The following is a 20,914-nucleotide window of genomic DNA, read 5'->3' as shown; positions in this document are numbered from 1 at the left end:
AAACCAATCTGCTTCTAATGCGTTCATTTCTTGTTGGACAAAATCCAATAACTTCAGTGATGAACATAAAACGATTTGTTCCATTGCCGGCAGCGTAACCTTCTCTAAATACTTCCGTCAGGTATTCTTCTTTTATTAGGCACCCAACTCTCTGGAATAAAGTCAGCCGCGAGCAACTGAGCTAGAATTTGAGCTTCAAGGGCATCTGTCTTTACACGCGCTTCCGCAATGGCGCGGGTTTTCAGAGGATTAGCAACAACAACTTGTCCGGGATAGTCGGATAAGATATCATGAATCCAGAAGGCGTTGCTGGTGGCTTACATGACGACTCGAGTTTCGGGATCTAGGGTTTTGGCGAACTCCTCCCAAGACTCTCACGTGTTGGCTATCCGAAAACGTCTTTTTTGTTTGTTTGGGCCGATCTCACATCCTTCCGTATATTTTTGATGCACATCCAGGCCAATAAAGCGCATTTCCATCCCCTCGTTAAGAATAAAATGCAGGCACAGTTGCTTTTACATTCACCTATACGTGGGCTTGGCCACAACCGGGTGAGGCGAGGAGGCGATTAAACACACCAACGGGATTATTTCATCCCAGTGAGAGGGCAATCGCCCCGACTACAGCTTTCTCCGAGACCCTACTCTGATTGTAGCCTCCGGCTTACTTCAGATTCCGCCTCGCGGCGACACCCTTGCCCTTGGCTAACGGTAGGCGCTCGCCAGCCCGTTTGGGACTTTCACCCTAGAGATGACGCCCATGCTGGGCGTACACAAAAAAGCAGCATCCCCCAAGAAAGGGATGCCGCTTTTCCATACGGGACAGGCCGGATTAGAATCCGCCCATGCCACCCATACCGCCCATGCCGCCCATGTCAGGTACAGCAGGCTTTTCTTTTTCCGGTTTGTCAGCGATAACCGCTTCGGTTGTCAGGAACATAGCCGCTACGGATGCTGCGTTTTGAAGCGCGGAACGCGTTACTTTTGCAGGGTCAACGATACCGGATTCGATCATGTTAACCCATTCGCCGGTAGCGGCGTTGTAGCCGATGCCAACGGATTCTTTTTTCAGGCGCTCAACGATAACGGAGCCTTCTTGACCAGCGTTTGCTGCGATCGTACGAACCGGCTCTTCCAGAGCGCGCAGAACGATGTTTACGCCTGTTTTCTCGTCGCCTTCAGCTTGTACAGCCGCTACAGCTGCATATACGTTCACAAGGGCTGTACCGCCGCCTGCTACGATACCTTCTTCTACAGCCGCACGGGTAGCGTTCAGAGCATCTTCAATGCGAAGCTTGCGCTCTTTCAGCTCTGTTTCAGTTGCAGCGCCGACTTTCACGACAGCTACGCCGCCGGACAGCTTAGCGAGACGCTCTTGCAATTTTTCTTTATCGAAATCGGAAGTGGTTTCTTCCAATTGAGCACGAATTTGCGAGATACGAGTGCCGATGTCTTTTTTGTCGCCAGCGCCGTCTACGATGATCGTGTTTTCTTTCGTTACGCGAACTTGGCGAGCGGAACCGAGTTGTTCCAGCGTAGTGGATTTCAGATCCAGACCGAGCTCTTCCGTAATCACTTGGCCGCCGGTCAGAGCAGCAATATCGCCCAGCATTGCTTTGCGGCGGTCGCCGAAGCCAGGAGCTTTAACAGCTACACAAGTAAACGTTCCGCGCAGTCTGTTCACTACAAGAGTAGCCAGCGCTTCGCCTTCTACGTCTTCTGCAATGATCAAGAGCTGCTTACCGGATTGAACAACTTTCTCAAGAACAGGAAGGATTTCTTGAATGTTAGTGATTTTCTTGTCCGTGATCAGGATATGCGGGTTCTCCAGAACAGCTTCCATTTTGTCTGTGTCCGTAATCATGTACGGGGAAATGTAGCCGCGGTCAAATTGCATACCTTCAACCACTTCAAGCTCGGTAGCAAAGCCTTTGGACTCTTCAACGGTGATAACGCCGTCTTTGCCCACTTTTTCCATAGCTTCAGCGATCAATTCGCCTACTTCGTCGTCAGCAGCGGAGATCGCAGCAACTTGAGCGATGGATTGCTTGCCTTCGATCGGCTTGGAGATTTTGGCCAGCTCTTGAACGGCAGCTTTAACCGCTTTGTCGATACCTTTGCGGACAATCATAGGGTTCGCGCCGGCAGTCACGTTCTTCAGACCTTCGCGAATCATCGCTTGAGCCAAAACGGTAGCCGTCGTCGTACCGTCGCCAGCGATATCGTTGGTTTTGGTTGCTACTTCTTTTACAAGTTGAGCGCCCATATTCTCGAATGCGTCTTCGAGTTCGATTTCTTTAGCGATGGTTACACCGTCATTGGTGATGAGCGGGCTTCCGAATTTTTTCTCCAGAACCACGTTTCGGCCTTTTGGACCCAAGGTAACTTTTACTGCGTTAGCCAAAGCGTCAACCCCGCGAAGCATCGAGCGGCGAGCGTCTTCACTGAACTTGATTTCTTTTGCCATGAGTAAACCCTCCTAAATCGATTTTGATGAATCATTTATTTTACCATTCGGATATTTTCATAAGTAAAAACACAATACTTAAGTATAAAGCGCGAAGATATCCAGTACCAATCCTTATTAAGCCAAGATAGCAAGGATATCGCTCTCACGCATGATGAGCAGCTCGCGGCCGTCGTATTTCACTTCAGTGCCAGCATATTTGGAGAAAATGACGCGGTCGCCTTCTTTAACTTCAAGCGGCACGCGTTCGCCGTCTTTGAGTGTACCGCTGCCTACTGCTACGACTTTACCTTCTTGCGGCTTTTCTTTCGCCGTGTCAGGCAGTACGATTCCGCTTGCGGTCGTTTCCTCCTTAGCGATGGCTTCAATGACTACGCGATCACCCAACGGTTTGATCATGAGAAAATAGCCTCCTTTAAATTTTGGTTGGTTTTATTAGCACTCGTATGTGTTTAGTGCTAACAACAATTCTTATGATACTCACTTCGCATGAATTTTGCAAGTGGTTTTACAACAATTTTACACCCCTCTCATTGTAACCACGGGAGAACAAAATATACGGAAGAACAGTACAATGATTTCAAGTGAGTATATATATATCACAGCTAAAATAATTAACTGCACAGTACCAGCAAAAACTCGGAAACGTCTACAGCAATGCGAACGAAAATCAGGACATCGTCTGATTCGCAGCCTGAAACGAAACGGCCTTGTTCCGACAAGAATTCTTCTTCTGATTCTCCAAAACAAAAAAGCCTGTCAATCGACAGACTTTACAGCCGTTTCGGCTCCCTCATATTCCCAGGCTTGATCCTGAAGCAGCTGCTTCCGGTACATCCTCCCCGAAAGAAAGACGCTAAACTCGTACAGCCCGATCATCGGCACCGATACAATGATAGCGGAGGCTGCATCAGGCGGTGTGATCAAGGTGGATATGACAACCAGCAGCAAGTATGCATAGCGGCGGAACTTCCGGAGCAGCATCGGATTAAGCAAACGTATTTTCGTGAGGAACAATACGACGATCGGAAGCTCAAATACAAGCGCCAGCGGAATAAGGATATTGAACATAAAAGAGAAATATTGAGTCACGCCGTACGTTTCGCTAAGCTGCAGGTTCTCGGTAATCGTAGTGGTAAATATAAAAGCCATCTGAAACACAACGAAATAACCGAACGCGAGGCCCAGCAGAAACATCAGAAAAGCAAACGGCACATAGATCAGCGAGGCCTTCCGTTCGATCGGCTTAAGGCCAGGCTTCAAAAAAGCCCAAACCTGGTACAGGGTAAAAGGCAAGGTGATCAGCAGCCCCATGACCAGTGCAAAATTCATATACAATTTAATCGCATCCCACGGCGAAAACACGTTCCAGCTGATTTTGCTCGCCGGCGGGACGGACTTCAAATACGTGATCAGCGGCTGGGCGGCAATCAGTCCGGCCACCATACCGAGCACAAGCACAATAATGACCCAGATGATGCGTTTACGCAGCTCGGTCAAGTGCTCGACAAGTGTCATGCCGTCATCTTGTTCCATGTCGTTTCACCTCATTAATCCGGAAGTCTGCGGGGATCCTGGCGGTGATCCGTAGGAATGGCCTGGGGCTGTTCAGATTCCTTTACACTGGAATTGGCAGGGGTGACGTCTTTACGTCCCGGAGGCACGTGTTCTTCATCAGACAGCAATTCGCGCGTTCCCTGTTTGAATTCACGAAGTGTTCTGCCAAGGGAACGCCCCAATTCCGGTAGTTTGTTCGGCCCGAACAGCAGCAGCGCTATGACGGCGATCAGCAATATTTCTGAGAAGCCTAAATTTCCAAACACAGCAATCGTCCTTTCCAGCTAATTAGCTCGTTGCCAAAAACTCAGCAATTGTACAAGCCGCCGTATCCCATCTCGGTAATATCGTCCCGGGTGATCATTTCTCCTGCGCAAATACGCGGTAAAAGAACATCAAACGAGGTGTAAGGATCATGCATGACGCAGCCGGGCAGCCCCATGATCGGGATCTCATCGAGATATCCGATCAGCAGCATCGAACCCGGCAGCATCGGCGTCCCGTAGCTGACGATGCGCGCACCGGCCTGCTTTATGGAGCCCGGGGTGCGATCGTCAGGGTCAACGGACATGCCTCCCGTGACAAAAATCGCGTCTGCTCCCTCTTCCTTGAACCTGCGTATTTCCCTGACAATGATCTCGCTATCGTCCGGAGCAAAGCGCTGCTCTATGACTTCCGACCCTAAGGCAGCCAGCTTTTCCCGCACCACAGGTCCGAATTTGTCCTGGATCCGGCCTTTAAACACCTCGCTGCCCGTCGTGATTAACCCGACGCGCAGCTTCTTAAACGGCTTAACCTCCACAAGCGGTCCGTCCGCTGCCGCAATCCGTTCCACCTCCGCAATCCGCGCTTCTTCAATAATCAACGGGATCACACGCGTACCCATCAATCCCTGCCCCGGGTGGACGACCGAATTGGTCCGGATGGTGGACATGATGATTTGGTCGAGGGAGTTTACCTCGTCGATGCGTGCTTTATCGATTTTGGCGAGGCCGTGAATGGTTGATTTCAGCGTAATTTTTCCTTCATGGGGCTCGGTCAGCTGAACATTTGCGCCTTGCGCGGCCTTGGCCATGCGCAGAGCCGCCTCGTCCTCGTGCAGGATGCCCTTCTCCAACCGGATCGTATAGATATGCTCCTTACCGATGCTTAGCAGCGCGGGGATGTCCTCTTCGCGGATCACGTGACCTTTTTTGAACAAACGCCCCTTGAATTGACCCGGGATGATCTGCGTCAGGTCGTGCGCAAGCACCATCCCGACTGCCTTCTCAACAGCAACCTCTTCAAGCATAGATTCAAGCTTCACGGCCATGATCCCCTTCACGTCCGGTCAGAATCGCCAGCGCATGAGGCAGCTGATCCATAATGGCGGACAAGTTCTCCGACACGCCCTTCGGGCTGCCGGGCAAGTTAATGATCAGCGTTTTTCCGCGAATCCCGGAAACGGCCCTGGACAGCATAGCGCGACGCGTTTTCTGCAAAGAGGACATGCGCATCGCCTCGGCGAATCCCGGAGCCTCACGGTCGATAACGCTTAAAGTCGCTTCAGGAGTAACATCGCGAACGGCCAGCCCCGTACCGCCCGTCGTGAGGATCAGATCAGCTTTGAAATAGTCGGTCATCTCAATCAGCCCCGCCATAATTTCGTCTTTTTCGTCCGGTACGATGCGGTACTCGATAATTTCTCCGTTCATTTCCTCTTCGATCAGCTCACGGATCACCTGTGCACTAGTATCTTCCCGCTCCCCACGGGAACCCGCGTCGCTTGCAGTCAAGATAGCCACTTTCCAGCGCATAAACCTGCTCCTCCCCTGAAATCGTTAGTATCTGTATTGCATACGCAAAATCAATCCGTACCTGCGGCCTGCCGGGGATAATAATAATCGCCGCTCTTGCCGCCGGTTTTGCTCAGCAGGTAGGTCGGTCCGATTTGCATCGACTTTTCCGCCGCCTTGCACATGTCATATACGGTTAGCGCTGCAGCCGATACGGCCGTGAGAGCTTCCATTTCCACCCCGGTTTGCCCTTTGGTGCGGACCGTCGCTTCAATATAAAGCTCGCTTTCCCCATCATCCGTAAATCGGACCTCCACGCCGGTTAATGCAAGCGGATGGCACATAGGAATCCAATCGGACGTTTTCTTCGCAGCCATAACGGCCGCGACTTGCGCTACACCCAGCACATCTCCTTTGCCGATTTTCCCTTGACGAATCAGCTCAAGCGTGGATGCCTGCATTTTGACCATGGTTCGGGCTGTAGCCGTACGAACGGTTTCTTGCTTGGCGGAAACGTCCACCATACGCGCACGTCCCTGTGCGTCAAAATGAGTCAGCGGGCTTTGCTTAGGTTCTTGTTCAGACATCGGCTTCCGAACTCCTCTCCATGATGTTCCGGGATTCAGTAATCAGCTCATTGATCCGGAAATCAAAGAGCCCCATCGGCACCTCCGGAACCAGCTGATCCTCAAAGGCCGCCGCAATAATGTAAGGTTTGGGAAGGCCCGTCCGAACGTATTGCTGCATGAAGCGGTCATAAAAACCGCCTCCGTACCCCAGCCTGCCCATATTCATATCAAAAGCAAGTCCAGGCACTAATGCGACATTAATCTGCCTGATGTCGAACAACTGCTTCGCTCTTGGCACCGGTTCCCGGATGCCCCAAGTCCCTTGCTGAAGATCCGTGTAGGAGCGTACTTCATAGAGCTTGAGCTGCTTATAAGCGGGCACTACCTTCGGAACGACGACACGCCATTGGCGCTTCCAGCAGGCTTCAAGCACGGGTGTGACATCAACCTCGGTTTTGATGGGCATATAAGTAAACAGCGTCGGCCGCCATCTTACCGGCTCGCCCGGTTCAAGCAGCTGCTCCAGCCGTTCAATCACTTTATCGCAGATGATCCGGGATTTGCGCTGGCGTTCTTCCTCGGCCATGGCGGCACGAACCGCCTCCGCTTGGTGGCGAAGCTCTATTTTTCTTTCTTTTATGTTCATGAAACCGCCTCACTTTTGGCGTTCAAATCTGGTTTAGCTTTCATTTTATCATATCGTGAAAATAAATACAGCCTTTCATGGAAGCGAAGGCCGGCAGGAATTTCGAGCGGCAGGACGGCGATGACCGGCATAGGATCAGACGCCCGACTTTTCCTTATCATAGCAGGCTCAGAGTCAGACGGCATCGTAAAAATACGGCCAATCTCCCAGCCGCGGGCAGCGGTTGGCCAGACACGGCGGGCACCGGTTTGCGAAAGACCAAGCGCCAGCGCGGACTCGTAAGAGAACGGTTGAATCTCCCGGGCGGAAACAATCCGGTCATGGGGGGGCCGAGGTAAAGCGGGATCTGCGTATAGCGTGCTGCCGCCGCATATAGACGGCGGGCACGAAAACCGCCTCCTTCGGAAGAGGCTGCATTCGTTTTTGAGCATACGGCGGAGCGTTTGATTTGGCAGACATGTCATCGGCTGGAAATCGAAATCGGCACGTGAATATGCTACACTACATGATATAGAAAAAACCTTTTAAACTTGAGGAACTAGGATTCAGGAGGAATACCATATCATGCTGCTGCAAGTTTCGGGAATTACCAAAAGCTACGGGGCCAGTACCGTACTTTCCAATATATCGCTTCAAATCGAAGCCCGCGAGCGGATCGGGCTGGTGGGCGTGAACGGAGCAGGCAAATCGACGCTGCTTCAGATCATTGCAGGCGAGCTTTCTTATGATTCGGGCCAAATTTTTAAAGCGAAGGAAACAAAAATCGGGTATTTAAAACAAAACAGCGGACTTGTCTCCGACCGTTCGATATGGAACGAGCTGCTGAACGTTTTTGCCGGTCTGCTTGAAATGGAAACCGAGCTGCGGCGGCTGGAGGAACGGATGGCCGACCCGGACGTCATTGCCGACGAGAAAAAAATGGAAGAAACGATGCGCCGCTACGCCGAGCTTTCCGACGCATTCCGCGAGCGGGGCGGCTATGAGATCGAGGCCAAAATCCGGGGCATTTTAAACGGGATGGGCTTCGGCGGGATGGATCCTTCCACCCCGGTACAGGCGCTGAGCGGCGGTCAGAAAACCAGGCTGGCATTGGCCAAAATGCTTCTTGAAGCTCCCGACCTGCTGCTGCTCGACGAGCCGACCAACCATTTGGACATTCAGACGCTCACTTGGCTGGAGCAGTATTTGCGCTCGTATTCGGGGGCCATTCTGGTGGTGTCCCATGACCGGTATTTTCTCGATTCGCTGGTGGACGCCATCTATGAAATCGAACGGACGACCTCCCGCAGATACACCGGCAACTATACCCGGTACATCGAGTTGAAGGAAGCAGAATACCAGAACCAGCTAAAGCAGTTCGAAAAGCAGCAGGACGAGATTGCCAAAATGGAGGAGTTCATCCAGCGCAACATCGTTCGCGCTTCAACGACCAAGCGGGCGCAGAGCCGCCGCAAAGCACTGGAAAAAATGGAGCGCCTCGACAAGCCTCTCGGAGATTTGAAACGGGCGAGCTTTTCCTTTGAGGTGGAGACTCCTTCCGGTCGCGAGGTTCTGGACGTCCGGGGAATTGCCGTTTCATATGACGGGCAAAATCCGCTGATCCGCAATGTATCATTCCAGCTGCGCCGCGGCGATACGGCCGCTTTGATCGGTCCCAACGGCATCGGCAAATCGACGCTGCTCAAGACGCTGATCGGACAGCATACGCCGGACCGCGGCACTTACGATTGGGGAACGAATGTGAAAATCGGATACTATGATCAGGAGCAAACAGGACTGAATCCGAATCAGACCGTGCTGGAGGAAGTATGGAATGCTTATCCTCATTTGGAAGAAGTGCGCATCCGTACGGTGCTGGGCAATTTCCTGTTCAGCGGCGAGGATGTGTTCAAGAAGATCGGATCGCTTAGCGGCGGAGAGAAGGCACGGGTCGCTTTGGCCAAGCTGATGCTGCAAAAAGCCAACGTCCTGATCCTCGACGAGCCTACCAACCATCTGGACCTCTACAGTAAAGAGGTATTGGAATCGGCGCTGATCGATTACGAAGGTACCCTGCTGTTCATTTCCCATGACCGTTATTTCCTGAACAAAATGGCGGAGAACATACTGGAGCTGACCCCGGATGGCGTCACCAGCTACCTTGGCAATTATGATGACTATGTGGAAAAGAAGCTGGAGCTGGCCGAGATCGAGCAGCAGCGCAGAGAGGCCGAGGAAGCCAAGGGCAAGGCCGCGAAGACCGGCGGCTCCACCGCGGCCCCTTCCGACGCTGCCGTGTCGGAGGCCAAGGGCAGCGGCTATGAGGCCGGAAAGCAGGCCAAACGGGAGGAACGCAGCCGTCTGCGCAAACTGGAGCAGTTGGAAGAGCTCATCGCCCGGCTGGAAGGGGAACTCGGCGAACTGGAGTCGGAGCTCGCCCTGCCCGAGGTATACAACAACTACGTGCTGGTGCAGGAAAAGAATGCTCTTATCGAAGAAAAGCGCGCTCAGCTCTCCGACGCTTACGAGCAGTGGGAAGAACTGGCGGAGTAGACGGTCGCTGCGATAATCAGCGCCTGTGATGTGGATGCCTCTGGTCAAGGGTGCGAACACTAGCATTCGCCAACCGAGAGAAAATAGTCCATACCTGTAAAATAGCGGATCGACGCGGACTTTAGGTTGTATTTCCCGGCAAAGCCGTAGAAACGTCAACCTGAGTACGGTTGTCACCCGCTATTTTTCATATGGAGACCCCAATCCATAGAGTGGTACCGGCCCCCGTCAGGCGTCTTCCAGTTTCAGCAGCAGCAGCGGCACACTGCTGTACACAATCATGGTGCCGGCGGCGACAATGCCCGAATCGTTCAGGACCAATGCTGCGGCGGCACCGATGACATTGGCATAACACCCGTGTATCAGGTACGGGTATCTCTCCTCCCATCGGCGCAGTCGGCCTTGGGGCCGGAACACCAGTACGGCCATGACCGCCAGGGCCGTAAGCAGCACCTTGCTCCAGGCGGAGACACGAATGAGGTGCCAGTTCATCGCCAGCTTGCGCGCGATCATGGCACCGATAACGTCGTAGCGGCCCTGGAGCAAGTCGCCGAAGGCGCGGCCGATGTGGCTGCTGTGCCCGGCTCCGGCGGCGGAAGCGGCGGCCGGGGCACTGGCGGCTGCACTTGGTCCCACGGCATGGCCGGGGGACCAAGCGGCGTTCAGCAGCCAGAGGCCCGCCAGCGCGGCGCCCAGCGGCAGCGCCAGCCCGAGCGCCAGGCGGCGCCAGCGCAGCGCGCCGCCAGCGCCGAGGCGGGCAGCCAGCGCGCCGAAGCCGGCCGCTGCGGCGAGCGCCCCGCCGGCGTTGGCGCCGAGCGCGGGCGAGGCCAGGCTGCCCGTGAGCGCGCAGCCAGCCGCCGCCGCCCAGGCGCGCCCGCGCGGCGCCGACGCCTCGGGCGTCCGCGGCCGCCGCGTCTGCAGCCACGCGCTGAGGCCGAGCAGCGAGGCCCCCAGCAGCACACCCATAAGCTCGTTGCCGATGCCGTAGTAGCGGGCGCCGATCATCGCATCATAGCCGAGCACCGACCGCTTCATCGCTTCCGCTCCTGTGTATAAGTCCAGCAGGATCAGTCCGCTGATCCCCAAGCCGCTCAAGCACAGCAGCCGGATCAACTGCGGTACTCCGCGGAAGCCTGATGCCGCACCGCCTAACACCGCTCCGGACAAACCGAGCAGCAGCAGGGTAACCCAGATCCATGTGTCCAATTGTATCAACCAGCCTAAAGCCAGCAGGATGCCGGGCGTCAGCAGCACGCTAAACAGCAGTCCGCGCAGCAGTCTGCGCCACCACCTTCTGCCCGCCGCTCCGAACCAAACCGCAGCGAGCCCTGCCAGCATGACCACCACCTCAAACCCGGCAACCCCGTACAAGATAGGCGAACGCAGCGCATATACGCTGCTCATCCTCTCCACTTCCCGCAGCAGCCAGCTTAATGCGCCGCCTTGAGAACGATCCGTTCCGCCGATCGGTTCTGCATGCCAGACGGCAAGCCCGGTCATTTCCTCCGGACGCGTCACCCCGAACTCCGCAAGCATCGAAGGGGCGATATCGACAGCCGATACAATGCCCGGGCGTCGTGTCGTTTCCGAGGTCAGCAACCCGGAACCGGCCGTGTGCCCCGGAGACCAGCGCAGCAGCGGCGTCAGCTGCAGCTTTTCTTTTAACGCCTCTGCATGAGGCTGAGGGCTTACCAGCCAGAGCACATGGCGTTTACCGGACGCCGCCATTTCGGCGGCCAACCGTCCGATAAACCGGTCCAGCTGCTCCAGCACCGCCTGTTTGCGCAGCACAAACAGCTCCGACGCATACATGTCTTTTTCCGCATACAGACGGTGCAAATCGCCCAGCTCAATCAATGCCAGCGTTCCGGAAGGAGCGCTCTCCTCAGCCGCAGCCTTTTTCCATACTTCAAATACCCGTTCGAAGCGGGTGAGAACACCGTACGGCATCGCTTCATTCATTCCCAGCAGGGACCTTCCTGCATCGCCTGTTTCTATACGCCCCCATTCGTCCATCACCATTAATGGCGCGGGACGCCGGTACATTTCGGTTCCGCTCCCCGGCTTATCGACATTCCCCCATACCGCCAAACGGATCCCGTGCCGCTTTAACGTTTCTCCAAGCAAGCCGGGGCGAGCCCCATAGGTTCCGCGAGCATTGCTTCGCCGCACCGCTTCGATCGACGGAATGACCACAGCAGCAGCATCTTGGTCCTTTGCCGCGGATATCGAGAACCGTTCCAACAGCTCGTCCGCCCGCTGCCCCTCACGCCGTTCCGTCCGGTTCCACCCTTCAGCTCCCCGTCCGTCCGCCGGCGCTCCGGCGCCCCATGTTGCATAGACCGATTCCAGCCCCCGAAAAGGCAATCTTACATTCATCGCCCCCCAGTCCCCTTCTTCCGACAAATGCCGAAGCGCGGGCATGCTGTGCAGCCACTCCGGACGAAGCTCCATAAAGGACAATCCCGGCACCGATACAACGGTAACCAATGGAGCATGGTTTTCCACAGTGGGGATAACCGGAGCGGCGGCCGGAGAGCTGTGGACGACATCGGCGGTCAGACCGGGACTTATCCCCGACGCAGAAGCAGCCGGCGCAGCATAACATCCAACCATCCACATAAACAACCCGGCGGCTGCATAGCTTATCCGTTTCGACGTCTTGAAGCAGAATGTTTTGCCAAGCCGTTCCCAGCGCATCGAGCCAAGCCCCTTCCTTTCCCATGGATCCGCAAAGCTTCCTTCTTCCAATTCACACCCGGAGCATAACAAGAGCATACCCAGCGCACGTCAAGAACATGCTCTCTCCCGCCATCGGCCATCCGATAAATCCATCTGTCTGCGGCCTCAACCGGCATTACTCGCTAACCCGCCTATATTCGCTGCTGCATGCATTCCACTATCCCGTTTTTCCGCGCATCTTTCACTTTTGAAACTCTTTTGGTACTTTGCCCAAAAACAACCTTTTTATCCAGTGTGCATATAACCAAGGAATCACATAGCAATATCCACAAGATTATCCCCAGAATATCATGTCACTTCTTCTAGAATAATCAGCCTTTTTCGTCTAATCCACAAAGTTATGCACATTATCCACAGATCTGTTGTGAAAAACTTATCCACCCTCCTGCGGGAAAACCTTTCTTACAGGTACGAGTATCGGCGCGGCTTTTGTGAATTACTCACAATATGCACAAGGGCTGTGGATAACTATTATCCACAGCCCTTTCGACATTACGGTATTGTAATTTCCACTTCCAAGGGTTCGACCGAACCGCCTTTCGATGCCTTCACCCACTCGCGAGCCGCCTGGTTGCACGCTGCCATGTATGCATGAGCCGCCGCCATCAAAATATCGCGGTTCTCCGCTATGCCGCGGTAGGTTTTCCCGTACGCCCGTATGGTTACAATCGCCTCGCCGCTTGCTTCTTCCCCTGCAGACAGCGAATACAGCTCCAAATCGGCGAACTCCGCTTCAAACGGCAGGCCCTGCTTGATCCCGGCTACAACAGCTTCCACCGGGCCGTTACCTGTTCCCACATAAACCGCCTCTTCTCCCGTTGCCTCATTGCGGATCGTACAAGACGCCACCCGATGTCCTGCATTGCCTGTGATCAGCTGCACGGATACAAGCGTATACGGCTCCAGCACCTGATTCACCGTGTGACCTACCAATTCAAGCAGTTGATGGTCATGTACGACCTTCTGGCGGTCCGCCAGCGACTTGAAGGCAGCATAGAAGCTTTCCATCTGCTCCTCGTTCAGCTCTACCCCGAACTGGCTTACCCGATGCTTGATCGCATGGCGGCCGGAGTGCTTGCCAAGAATGATCATGCTGCGCGGGATGCCCAGCCGCTCGGGATCCATAATTTCATAGGTGCTGCGGTTTTTGAGCAGTCCGTCCTGATGAATGCCCGCCTCGTGCTGGAACGCATTGCGTCCTACAATCGGCTTATTGAACGCGATCGGAAAGCTCATCGCGCGGCTGACCAATTGGGAGGTGTCAAAAATATGCTCCGGCCGAATCGATGTCTCCGCTCCAATCGCCGCCTTCCGGGTTTCGAGCGCCATCACCAGCTCCTCCATCGAGCAGTTGCCGGCGCGTTCCCCTACGCCGTTCACGGTCACCTCCACCTGGCTGACTCCCGCCTGAATGGCGGCCAGGCTGTTCGCAACCGCCAGGCCAAGATCGTTATGGCAGTGTGCGCTGTACTGAACCTGCTGCCCGCCCCGGACATTCTTCATCACCCGGGTAAACATCGCCCCATATTCCTCCGGCAGCGCATAGCCGACCGTATCGGGGATGTTAATGATCGTGGCCCCTTCTTCAATCACGGCTTCGATCATTTCGAACAGGAATTCGTCCCCTGTCCGCGTGGCATCCATCGGAGAGAACTCGATCCGGTCTACAAACTGCTTGGCGTAAGCCACCATTTGACGGGCTATGCCGATCACCTGCTCCCGGGATTTGCGCAGCTGAAAGTCCAGATGAATGCTGGACGAAGAGATGAACAGATGCAGCCGCTTGCGTTCGGCATCTTGGATTGCACGGACGGCCGCATCGATGTCTTCCTTCATAGCCCGGGCAAAGCCGCATATTTCAACGCCGGCGACTTCCCTCGCAATTTGCTGCACCGCTGCGAAATCCCCCGGACTTGAAATCGGAAATCCCGGCTCGATCACATCCACCCCAAGCTTCGCGAGCTGTTTGGCAATCACGATTTTTTGCTCCGGCGTCAGCGTCGCTCCCGGCGCCTGCTCTCCATCTCTCAATGTCGTATCGAAAATGTGTATTTTTCTCATCGTTCCCGTTTGGTCCTGGTTCATCATCACCATCATCCTCCTCAGATTTTTTCCTGCAAAAAAAGCCTGCCATCTCTTGAAAACCAAGAGACGACAGGCTGTAACCTTGCCGCGGTACCACTCTTTTTGAACTCCAAGCACCAACGCACGTTAGAATTCCACCTCGAACCCCTTGTCACGGAGGGCTAATCCGTCGCAGCCTACTCGACCTTCACGAGAGATTTCCCGCAAGTTCTTTGGGCTTTGCCGCTCCCGGGCGAGTTTCAAGCTTCCGCCGACTGCGTCGCACCACCCCGCAGCTCTCTGGACAACCGGATTGACTTTACTGATCCCGTTCTTCGCGTTTCAACATATTCAATTAAAAAAGCCCGCCGCCTCTAACCAAAGAGACGACAGGCTGTTCCTATCGCGGTACCACTCTTGTTGACCCCGGCTTTGCCTAGAAAGCCGTTGCCCGCTCGATGCCTGATCACGGAGGCGACCCGTCAAAGCTTACTGCCTGCAGAAGTGCAGCGCTACACTCCGGCCGTTCAGCTTTGCCGCTCCCGGGCGAGATTCGCCGATGCTCCCGACTGCGTTGCACCACCCCGCAGCTCTCTGGACAGGACATGAAGGCTACTGCTCCCGTTCGTTGCGTTTTTGATTTGATTACTATTATAGTATGCACGTTGCTTAAAGTCAATGCCTATTTTCAGAAAACTTTCGCAATTCCGCTTGTGGCTTCCCATCGAATAGAAAAGCTCCGGCGCCCGAATTCAGCGGACACCGGAGCTGGTAAACGACTTTGAATACACCGTACAAGCGATTAGTGGCCCCCGAGGAAAATATACCTGGCAATAATGAGAATGGCCAAAATCCACATCAGCCAATGCACTTTATATTTTCCTTGGCCGCTCAATCTGGCGACCGTTGCGAGAAGCACGTAAGCCACGATACCGAAGGAAATCCCGTTGGCAATGTTATACGTGAACGGCATCATCGTAACGGTCAAAAAGGCCGGAATGCCGTAAACCAGATCCTGGAATTCAATTTCACGAACGGACTGCATCATCAGTACGCCGACAACGATCAGTGCAGCCGCCGTGGCGGAGCCCGGAATGAGCGCTGCGATTGGCGCGAGGAACAGCGCCAGCAGGAAGCAAACACCCGTCGTGACAGCCGTCAGACCCGTACGTCCGCCTTCGGCAACGCCGGCTGCGCTCTCGACATACGCCGTTACCGTACTCGTACCCACCAACGCGCCGCCGCTGACGCCGATGGCATCCACCATCATCGCTTTGCCGACCTTTTTGTTGCCTTCTTCTTTATTTTTCATAAAACCGGCGCGGTTGGCCGTTCCGACCAGCGTTCCGAACGTATCAAACAATTCCACGAACGTAAATGTCAATATGACGGAAATGATCCCGGCATTCATGACACCGGCAAAATCAAAATGCGCAAACGCCAGCTTGCTCATGTCCGGCACCCAGGTCGTTTCGCCGCTTGTCAGAGTAGCCAGGCTCACCACCGGAGAGCCGTCCGGATTGCTCATGAACAGGCCTGCCACCGTTGTCAGCAAAATCCCGAACAAAATCGCGCCGCGTACCTTCAACACCATCAGAATGGAAATCAGAGCAATCCCGATAATGCAAAGCAAAACGTTCGCATTATGCACATCGCCCAGGTGAAACACCGTTTCGAAGGACAACAGCTCCGTATATTTGCCCTTCGGAATATCGTTTGCGGCTTCGACGGCAACCGCCAGCAGACCGCTGTTTTTGAGCCCGATAATCGTGATGAACAGGCCGATACCGACCGTAATCGCATGCTTCAGACTGTCCGGAACGGCGACAAGCAGCATCTGACGAACCTTGGTCACGGTCAAAATAATAAAAATAATCCCTGAGATAAAAACGGCTGCCAAAGCCATCTGATACGTAAACTGCCCTTGCGAAGCGAGAATCACCGTAGCAAAGTAAGCATTAAGACCCATCCCCGGCGCCAACGCCACCGGAAAGTTAACGAACAAGCCCATGGCGATGGTCATCACGCCTGCGGCAATCGCCGTAGCGAGGAAAACCGCCGTCCAATCCATCCCGGTCGCTCCCGAGCCGAATGCGCTCAGTATGTTCGGATTAACGGCCAAAATATACGCCATCGTCATGAACGTCGTCAGACCGGCCATGATTTCCGTGCGAACCGTGGTGCCGTTCTCCTTCAGCTTAAAAAAACGATCCATTCCTGAAATCCCTCCAAAATGGTTTTTCGGAACAACGACAAAAAGCCCGGCTACCTGATATTTCCGGGCTTCAAGAAAAAGAACGCTCCACGGACGAATGCCGTGAACCGCTTTTTTTTCGTAGCCAGATCATTTACGGTGACCTCGTAGAGACTTCCGGGCCGATTCCCGGAATTATACGAAAACGGTTATTCCCTTTTATGAATCTAACCCTTATTCTAAAATCGCCGTCGAAGCTTGTCAATGATTTTTCCGAACATTTTTCAGCTTATCCGTAAATTCGTTCGGCAAAAAGGAAAATAACTCCTTGGGATCCAATCGGTGACCCCCTCTAAGATTTTCCTATTGGCGGATGTTTTATGCTTTTTCTATTTAGCGGTCTTGATCATGCTGCAGCGCAAAAAAGCCCGTTCCCTCTATGCAAAGAGAGAACGGGTCCATTTGATTTATTCCCACTCGATCGTGGCCGGCGGTTTGGAGGTAATATCGTACACCACGCGGTTGACATTATTGACTTCGTTCACGATGCGGGTCGAGATTTTCTCAAGCACATCCCACGGAATGCGCGCCCAGTCCGCCGTCATGCCGTCGATCGACGTGACGGCCCGGATGCCGACGGTATACTTCAATAGAGTAAATTACTATTCAATTATCGCGTTATTTTCGTATATCAATTGTAGCGGGTGAAAGCGGTGTTTTCAAGCCTATACCAGAAAATAAACCATCTTCAATCATGAATAAAACAATAATTATTTGACGTTGCTATTAAGATTTCTAAGTATACCCTCGACAATTTCAAATGTTTTGTTTATGAAATCATTATCAAGTATTAATTCTTTTCGGTCTGATAATTTTGTTTGTGGACATTCCTCTATTTTGTTCACTAGTTCTGGAAAGTCTTTTTCTTCTATTACGCCATTACTGTGCATAATTCTATTACGAAGTTCTCGGACAAAATCAAGATGAGCTATTTCGTCTAGTGCAACTACCTCACGCCCGAAACTTTCATTCATAAAATTGAACTTGTCAGTTAAATGCCTAGCATTAACATCGCTGTCAAATTTACTTTTTACATTATTATAAAAATCCATCAACTGAACTTCAAAAAAAGAATATATATTTATCAATATGGAATTGTTGGTGATTCTAGGTAGAACATCTCGTAATTGAACAATGTTATCGTAGTGATGGTCGACATATTCCTCCTTATCTTCTTCATCAAGTTGATCTATCTCTTCACCAATGGCATCTAAACTACTTTTCCACATTCTTTGAGTTTCTTCAAACAATACTTTTAAGTCCTCTAGGTAACTTAATTCTATTATTTCATACCAATTCGGCTTATTAAAATGCATATACACTCGTACACACTCTCATTTCTATTCTTAGGGCGTTGATTTTATTTAATACTTCTGACCGATACACTCGTTCAAAAAAGAACCCATCACTTAATACATACATGGATGGGTTCTTTCCTTATTGCCTAGCATATATTAACTTGTTATGTACACCAACGACCATGAATTTACATTTACCAAATAGTCTAACACAGCTATATGTATCAAGTTATTTATATTATCTGGGAAACTGTAGATATGTTTATCAACGCTTACTGGAAGGAAATTTTTCGTTCTGCCATGCCATCCCCCTACATTTTTTATATTCATTTCACTCTGAACGACATTACACACTTTCGTAATTGAAGAATATGCCCCTTCTCTTCTCCATTGCTCAGGGAAAAATTGAAGTATCTCGTTAAGAGACGCTGCAATCCATGTCATAGCAACTTTTTCTTCATCATCTTTGACTTCCCATAATATTTCAGCAGTCCTTATTAAGCCCGTTGTTGTCTTCCAATTACATCCTATTATTCCGTATTGTTCAAGCATTTGTATACGTTCTTCCACTTTATTAGAAGGATACCAATCGATTATTCCACTACCTAAGCGAAAATGTGGACTTTCTTTCCTCTGAACGTCAATATGAAACTGATGAAATAAAGTGGCATTATTTCTCGTAGGCATATATGCACCAACGTAGAACTTCCATACAGAATAAATATCACTCCAAAGTAAATTCTCTCTGTTCAAAGGACTCCTCCTCCAACATTAATGTAACTAATTAGTAGTACCTTTTCTCCCTCTCGCACTAGCCGTCTTTAATCCAGCCCTGTGTACGCTCAATGATAATGTTGCGTCAAACTCAGCAAAGACTACTAACATCCCAATATGCTCCTTTTTGTTGAACTCACCGAGAGTTTGAGCGTTATATAGAGGGGTTCATGTTGATACAAATAATATCCTAAAGAAATTCGTCACCCATTAAATATGTTCAAAATTGCATTGCCGTACTTCTCTACTTTCCCAAAATCCTTTACCTCCAACAATTCTTCTTCTGTTCGCGGATACTTAGCAATCATATCCTCCATTTCAGCGTTGTTGAAGATGTAGTAAGCCTTGATGTTCTCCGCTCTTGAAATTTGGAGTCTATAAGCTGTCAGTTCTTCACGTAGCTGTTCCCCATTTTCCCTATGGGGGTTATTATTGGGATTTTAGTCCTGTCCAACCAAATTCACATCAACTGGAGAATTATAATAAACACACTATGATATCATTAAAATCTTTTCAGCTGTTTCTTTGTCGATAGCAGCATAACCCCAATTAAAATCAGAATGCTGGTGATAATGTCCCCCAAAGGCTTCCAGTAATCTTCCTATATCCCCCATCATTTCAATTATGACTTCGACTTCTGGTAACCAAGTTGCCCTAGATTTGATATATTCAATTACATACAATGGTGTAATATTAAAATATTCTTGCGGCAGTTCTGATGTTTCTGGATCATCATAGTTACAAGGGTCTTGAATTATTTCGTCCAATCTTCCATTAAAGTAATGATATATAAAAATTATGAAATAGAGGGTTGTATCTTTCTTAAGGTCGTCACTAAATCTAGCCCATGTAAGAGCGTCCAAAAGCATTTGAAATTCAGTTATTGGTTCTAACCTGTGACCATCTATAAGTTTCTGGATGGTTGTCCAATTTTGGGATATTTCAACTTCCCTTGCCTCAGGATATCTCAAAAATGCAAGTACAAATATATCATAGAAAAAACTCATATTTAGTTCTTTTTCCAGCTTATACAGTAACAAAAGAATGTTTTCCTTTGATTCCCCTTGTATATCGACTATTACATCAAACCATAAACCAAGCGATTGTCCATGGATTGAAAAGTCATCATTAAGAAAAGAATTTATTTGATTTTCGCAAATTTTTGAAGAAAGCAGTAGCCTCGTGTAGGCATTAATTGTTTGTTCATCCCTGCTATAAAGGGCATTCAAATATTTTTCCACTTGGTTATCTGTGGCTATGATTGGTGATTTTATTGTTTTATTGGGACTAGAATGAACACTGTAGACTAACCTTTCCATGAAATCGGTAAGCCTCTCCGTCGTATCGTTACCTTCAAATTCTGACAAGTGTATCGGTACAATACCAATATTCTGAAACAATGTGCTTGAAATTTTATCATTGTTCGCAAGTAGAATGAACGATTTAGGTTTGTCCATGTCATTCATTGTTTTCATCATGTTTCTTAATTTGAACCATAAGTATCTTACATTAAAATCAGAGAAGCTATATCCCATAAACAATATGGTTCTACCTATAATATCAGACCTTAACTTAATATCTATTGGGGTTTCAAATTCTAATCTGGAAAAGTAGTCTGATTCAGTAAGCACCATTGTTTTCTCGTGTTCAAACGAACCGTGAAACTTTACAATTTGGGTTGATTCCTTAGAAATATTCTTAACTATGTCTCTAGTAGTAACTACTTGAGAATAAGGTTGACCAGTATACTTGTATGCTTCTTCAATTAGATTATCGTAATTGGTAGTGTATATGATTGGTGAACCAAGACTTACTAGATGTAAATGGGGATCAGATCGTGAAATGTCAACAGAATAAGCATTACATACTTTCTCTATCTCTGACCTAATCGGTCCTATTTCATTCCCATTAATGATCTTTAGATATTCAGCAACTCTAAGTAGATCAATATTGTCAATTGCTTCAAAGGATTCCTCATCAAAACGTTCAAGTAATTTTTGTATCAATTCATACCAAGAAGGAAATCCGCAAGCTTTGGAAAAACCAGCACCAATAAAGGGGATTACTCTTCCCTCTCTTAATGAATACACTAGCTCCGTTAATCCGCTCATTTTACAGAATCCCCCAATCTTCACTCCAATACATGACCTATGCAGTTCGTGGTAAGACCTGGTAAAGTTCTGGTCTGGGTGTAACCCAAAGAAGCATTAAATAATGCTCTGGCCAAAACAATTCAA

15 protein-coding genes, 2 pseudogenes, 1 riboswitch and 2 other annotated features are annotated in these 20,914 nt (G+C 50.8%); of the genes and pseudogenes, 1 reads left to right on the top strand and 16 read right to left on the bottom strand.

Translation table 11 applies throughout. The features are described 5' to 3' along the window. Positions 1-831: 831 nt before the first annotated feature. The 8 genes from groL to BLT35_RS25015 all read right to left on the bottom strand — a co-directional run bounded on the left by groL (position 832) and on the right by BLT35_RS25015 (position 7,013). Positions 832-2,466: a chaperonin GroEL gene (groL, locus tag BLT35_RS25050; RefSeq protein WP_062409909.1), complete on the bottom strand. Its 1,635-nt coding sequence runs from the start codon at positions 2,464-2,466 to the stop codon at positions 832-834. 117 nt (positions 2,467-2,583) lie between these two features. Beyond that, positions 2,584-2,865, bottom strand: a complete 282-nt coding sequence (gene groES, locus BLT35_RS25045) for a co-chaperone GroES (RefSeq protein WP_054820237.1) — start codon at positions 2,863-2,865, stop codon at positions 2,584-2,586. Between the two features lie 360 nt (positions 2,866-3,225). After that, on the bottom strand, positions 3,226-4,002 hold the full coding sequence (gene tatC / locus BLT35_RS25040; protein ID WP_062409910.1) for a twin-arginine translocase subunit TatC: 777 nt from the start codon (positions 4,000-4,002) through the stop codon (positions 3,226-3,228). 14 nt (positions 4,003-4,016) lie between these two features. Then, positions 4,017-4,289: a twin-arginine translocase TatA/TatE family subunit gene (locus BLT35_RS25035; protein ID WP_074730106.1), complete on the bottom strand. Its 273-nt coding sequence runs from the start codon at positions 4,287-4,289 to the stop codon at positions 4,017-4,019. A 41-nt stretch (positions 4,290-4,330) separates the two neighbouring features. Beyond that, the gene (locus BLT35_RS25030; protein WP_074730105.1) at positions 4,331-5,335 is read right to left on the bottom strand and encodes a molybdopterin-binding protein; all 1,005 of its coding nucleotides are present in this window, start codon (positions 5,333-5,335) and stop codon (positions 4,331-4,333) included. Then, on the bottom strand, positions 5,319-5,819 hold the full coding sequence (locus BLT35_RS25025) for a MogA/MoaB family molybdenum cofactor biosynthesis protein (protein ID WP_062409912.1): 501 nt from the start codon (positions 5,817-5,819) through the stop codon (positions 5,319-5,321). The genes BLT35_RS25030 and BLT35_RS25025 overlap by 17 nt, the downstream gene beginning before the upstream one ends. Positions 5,820-5,869: 50 nt before the next feature. Further along, on the bottom strand, positions 5,870-6,385 hold the full coding sequence (moaC, locus tag BLT35_RS25020; protein WP_062409913.1) for a cyclic pyranopterin monophosphate synthase MoaC: 516 nt from the start codon (positions 6,383-6,385) through the stop codon (positions 5,870-5,872). Further along, positions 6,378-7,013 carry a 5-formyltetrahydrofolate cyclo-ligase gene (locus BLT35_RS25015; RefSeq protein ID WP_074730104.1) on the bottom strand — a complete coding sequence of 212 codons (636 nt, stop codon included), beginning with the start codon at positions 7,011-7,013 and terminating at the stop codon, positions 6,378-6,380. Before BLT35_RS25015 ends, moaC begins: the two co-directional genes overlap by 8 nt. A 564-nt stretch (positions 7,014-7,577) precedes the next feature. On the opposite strand from BLT35_RS25015, the gene BLT35_RS25010 reads away from it, so the two are divergent. Further along, positions 7,578-9,545 carry an ABC transporter ATP-binding protein gene (locus BLT35_RS25010; protein ID WP_074730103.1) on the top strand — a complete coding sequence of 656 codons (1,968 nt, stop codon included), beginning with the start codon at positions 7,578-7,580 and terminating at the stop codon, positions 9,543-9,545. Between the two features lie 228 nt (positions 9,546-9,773). Here the strand turns inward: BLT35_RS25010 and BLT35_RS25005 are convergent, their stop codons facing one another. The 8 genes and pseudogenes from BLT35_RS25005 to BLT35_RS24970 form a co-directional block, all read right to left on the bottom strand. Then, positions 9,774-12,323 carry an alkaline phosphatase family protein gene (locus BLT35_RS25005; protein ID WP_074730102.1) on the bottom strand — a complete coding sequence of 850 codons (2,550 nt, stop codon included), beginning with the start codon at positions 12,321-12,323 and terminating at the stop codon, positions 9,774-9,776. 456 nt (positions 12,324-12,779) lie between these two features. Further along, positions 12,780-14,348, bottom strand: a complete 1,569-nt coding sequence (locus BLT35_RS25000) for a 2-isopropylmalate synthase (RefSeq protein WP_062411058.1) — start codon at positions 14,346-14,348, stop codon at positions 12,780-12,782. Between the two features lie 83 nt (positions 14,349-14,431). Continuing rightward, positions 14,432-14,696 (bottom strand) — a binding site (T-box leader). A gap of 34 nt (positions 14,697-14,730) precedes the next feature. Further along, positions 14,731-14,989, bottom strand: a binding site (T-box leader). Between the two features lie 164 nt (positions 14,990-15,153). Then, positions 15,154-16,566 carry an NCS2 family permease gene (locus BLT35_RS24995; RefSeq protein ID WP_062411059.1) on the bottom strand — a complete coding sequence of 471 codons (1,413 nt, stop codon included), beginning with the start codon at positions 16,564-16,566 and terminating at the stop codon, positions 15,154-15,156. Positions 16,567-16,667: 101 nt separating this feature from the next. Continuing rightward, positions 16,668-16,768, bottom strand: a riboswitch (purine riboswitch). Positions 16,769-17,012: 244 nt separating this feature from the next. Next, positions 17,013-17,189: pseudogene (locus BLT35_RS24990) on the bottom strand (GMP synthase (glutamine-hydrolyzing)); the annotation flags it as partial. 126 nt (positions 17,190-17,315) lie between these two features. Continuing rightward, on the bottom strand, positions 17,316-17,927 hold the full coding sequence (locus tag BLT35_RS24985; RefSeq protein ID WP_074730101.1) for a hypothetical protein: 612 nt from the start codon (positions 17,925-17,927) through the stop codon (positions 17,316-17,318). Positions 17,928-18,059: 132 nt separating this feature from the next. Beyond that, entirely contained in the window at positions 18,060-18,656 is a 597-nt protein-coding gene (locus BLT35_RS24980; protein ID WP_074730100.1) for a hypothetical protein, read from the bottom strand. 224 nt (positions 18,657-18,880) lie between these two features. Beyond that, positions 18,881-19,072 (bottom strand): annotated as a pseudogene (locus BLT35_RS24975) (HRDC domain-containing protein); the annotation flags it as partial. Positions 19,073-19,168: 96 nt separating this feature from the next. Then, complete coding sequence (locus BLT35_RS24970; protein WP_074730099.1) at positions 19,169-20,788, bottom strand: SIR2 family protein; 1,620 nt, start codon at positions 20,786-20,788, stop codon at positions 19,169-19,171. Positions 20,789-20,914 lie beyond the last annotated feature (126 nt).

The organism is Paenibacillus naphthalenovorans (assembly GCF_900099895.1).
Lineage (GTDB): Bacteria > Bacillota > Bacilli > Paenibacillales > NBRC-103111 > Paenibacillus_G > Paenibacillus_G naphthalenovorans.
Note: the sequence above shows the minus strand (reverse complement) of the source record. Positions and strands in the feature narration are given on the sequence as shown.

Bases quoted from the DNA above. Each gene is read 5' to 3' on its own strand.
- groL (WP_062409909.1), bottom strand. From the start codon at position 2,466: ATGGCAAAAGAAATCAAGTTCAGTGAAGACGCTCGCCGCTCGATGCTT.
- groES (WP_054820237.1), bottom strand. From the start codon at position 2,865: ATGATCAAACCGTTGGGTGATCGCGTAGTCATTGAAGCCATCGCTAAG.
- tatC (WP_062409910.1), bottom strand. From the start codon at position 4,002: ATGGAACAAGATGACGGCATGACACTTGTCGAGCACTTGACCGAGCTG.
- BLT35_RS25030 (WP_074730105.1), bottom strand. From the start codon at position 5,335: ATGGCCGTGAAGCTTGAATCTATGCTTGAAGAGGTTGCTGTTGAGAAG.
- BLT35_RS25025 (WP_062409912.1), bottom strand. From the start codon at position 5,819: ATGCGCTGGAAAGTGGCTATCTTGACTGCAAGCGACGCGGGTTCCCGT.
- moaC (WP_062409913.1), bottom strand. From the start codon at position 6,385: ATGTCTGAACAAGAACCTAAGCAAAGCCCGCTGACTCATTTTGACGCA.
- BLT35_RS25015 (WP_074730104.1), bottom strand. From the start codon at position 7,013: ATGAACATAAAAGAAAGAAAAATAGAGCTTCGCCACCAAGCGGAGGCG.
- BLT35_RS25010 (WP_074730103.1), top strand. From the start codon at position 7,578: ATGCTGCTGCAAGTTTCGGGAATTACCAAAAGCTACGGGGCCAGTACC.
- BLT35_RS25005 (WP_074730102.1), bottom strand. From the start codon at position 12,323: ATGCTCTTGTTATGCTCCGGGTGTGAATTGGAAGAAGGAAGCTTTGCG.
- BLT35_RS25000 (WP_062411058.1), bottom strand. From the start codon at position 14,348: ATGAGAAAAATACACATTTTCGATACGACATTGAGAGATGGAGAGCAG.
- BLT35_RS24995 (WP_062411059.1), bottom strand. From the start codon at position 16,566: ATGGATCGTTTTTTTAAGCTGAAGGAGAACGGCACCACGGTTCGCACG.
- BLT35_RS24970 (WP_074730099.1), bottom strand. From the start codon at position 20,788: ATGAGCGGATTAACGGAGCTAGTGTATTCATTAAGAGAGGGAAGAGTA.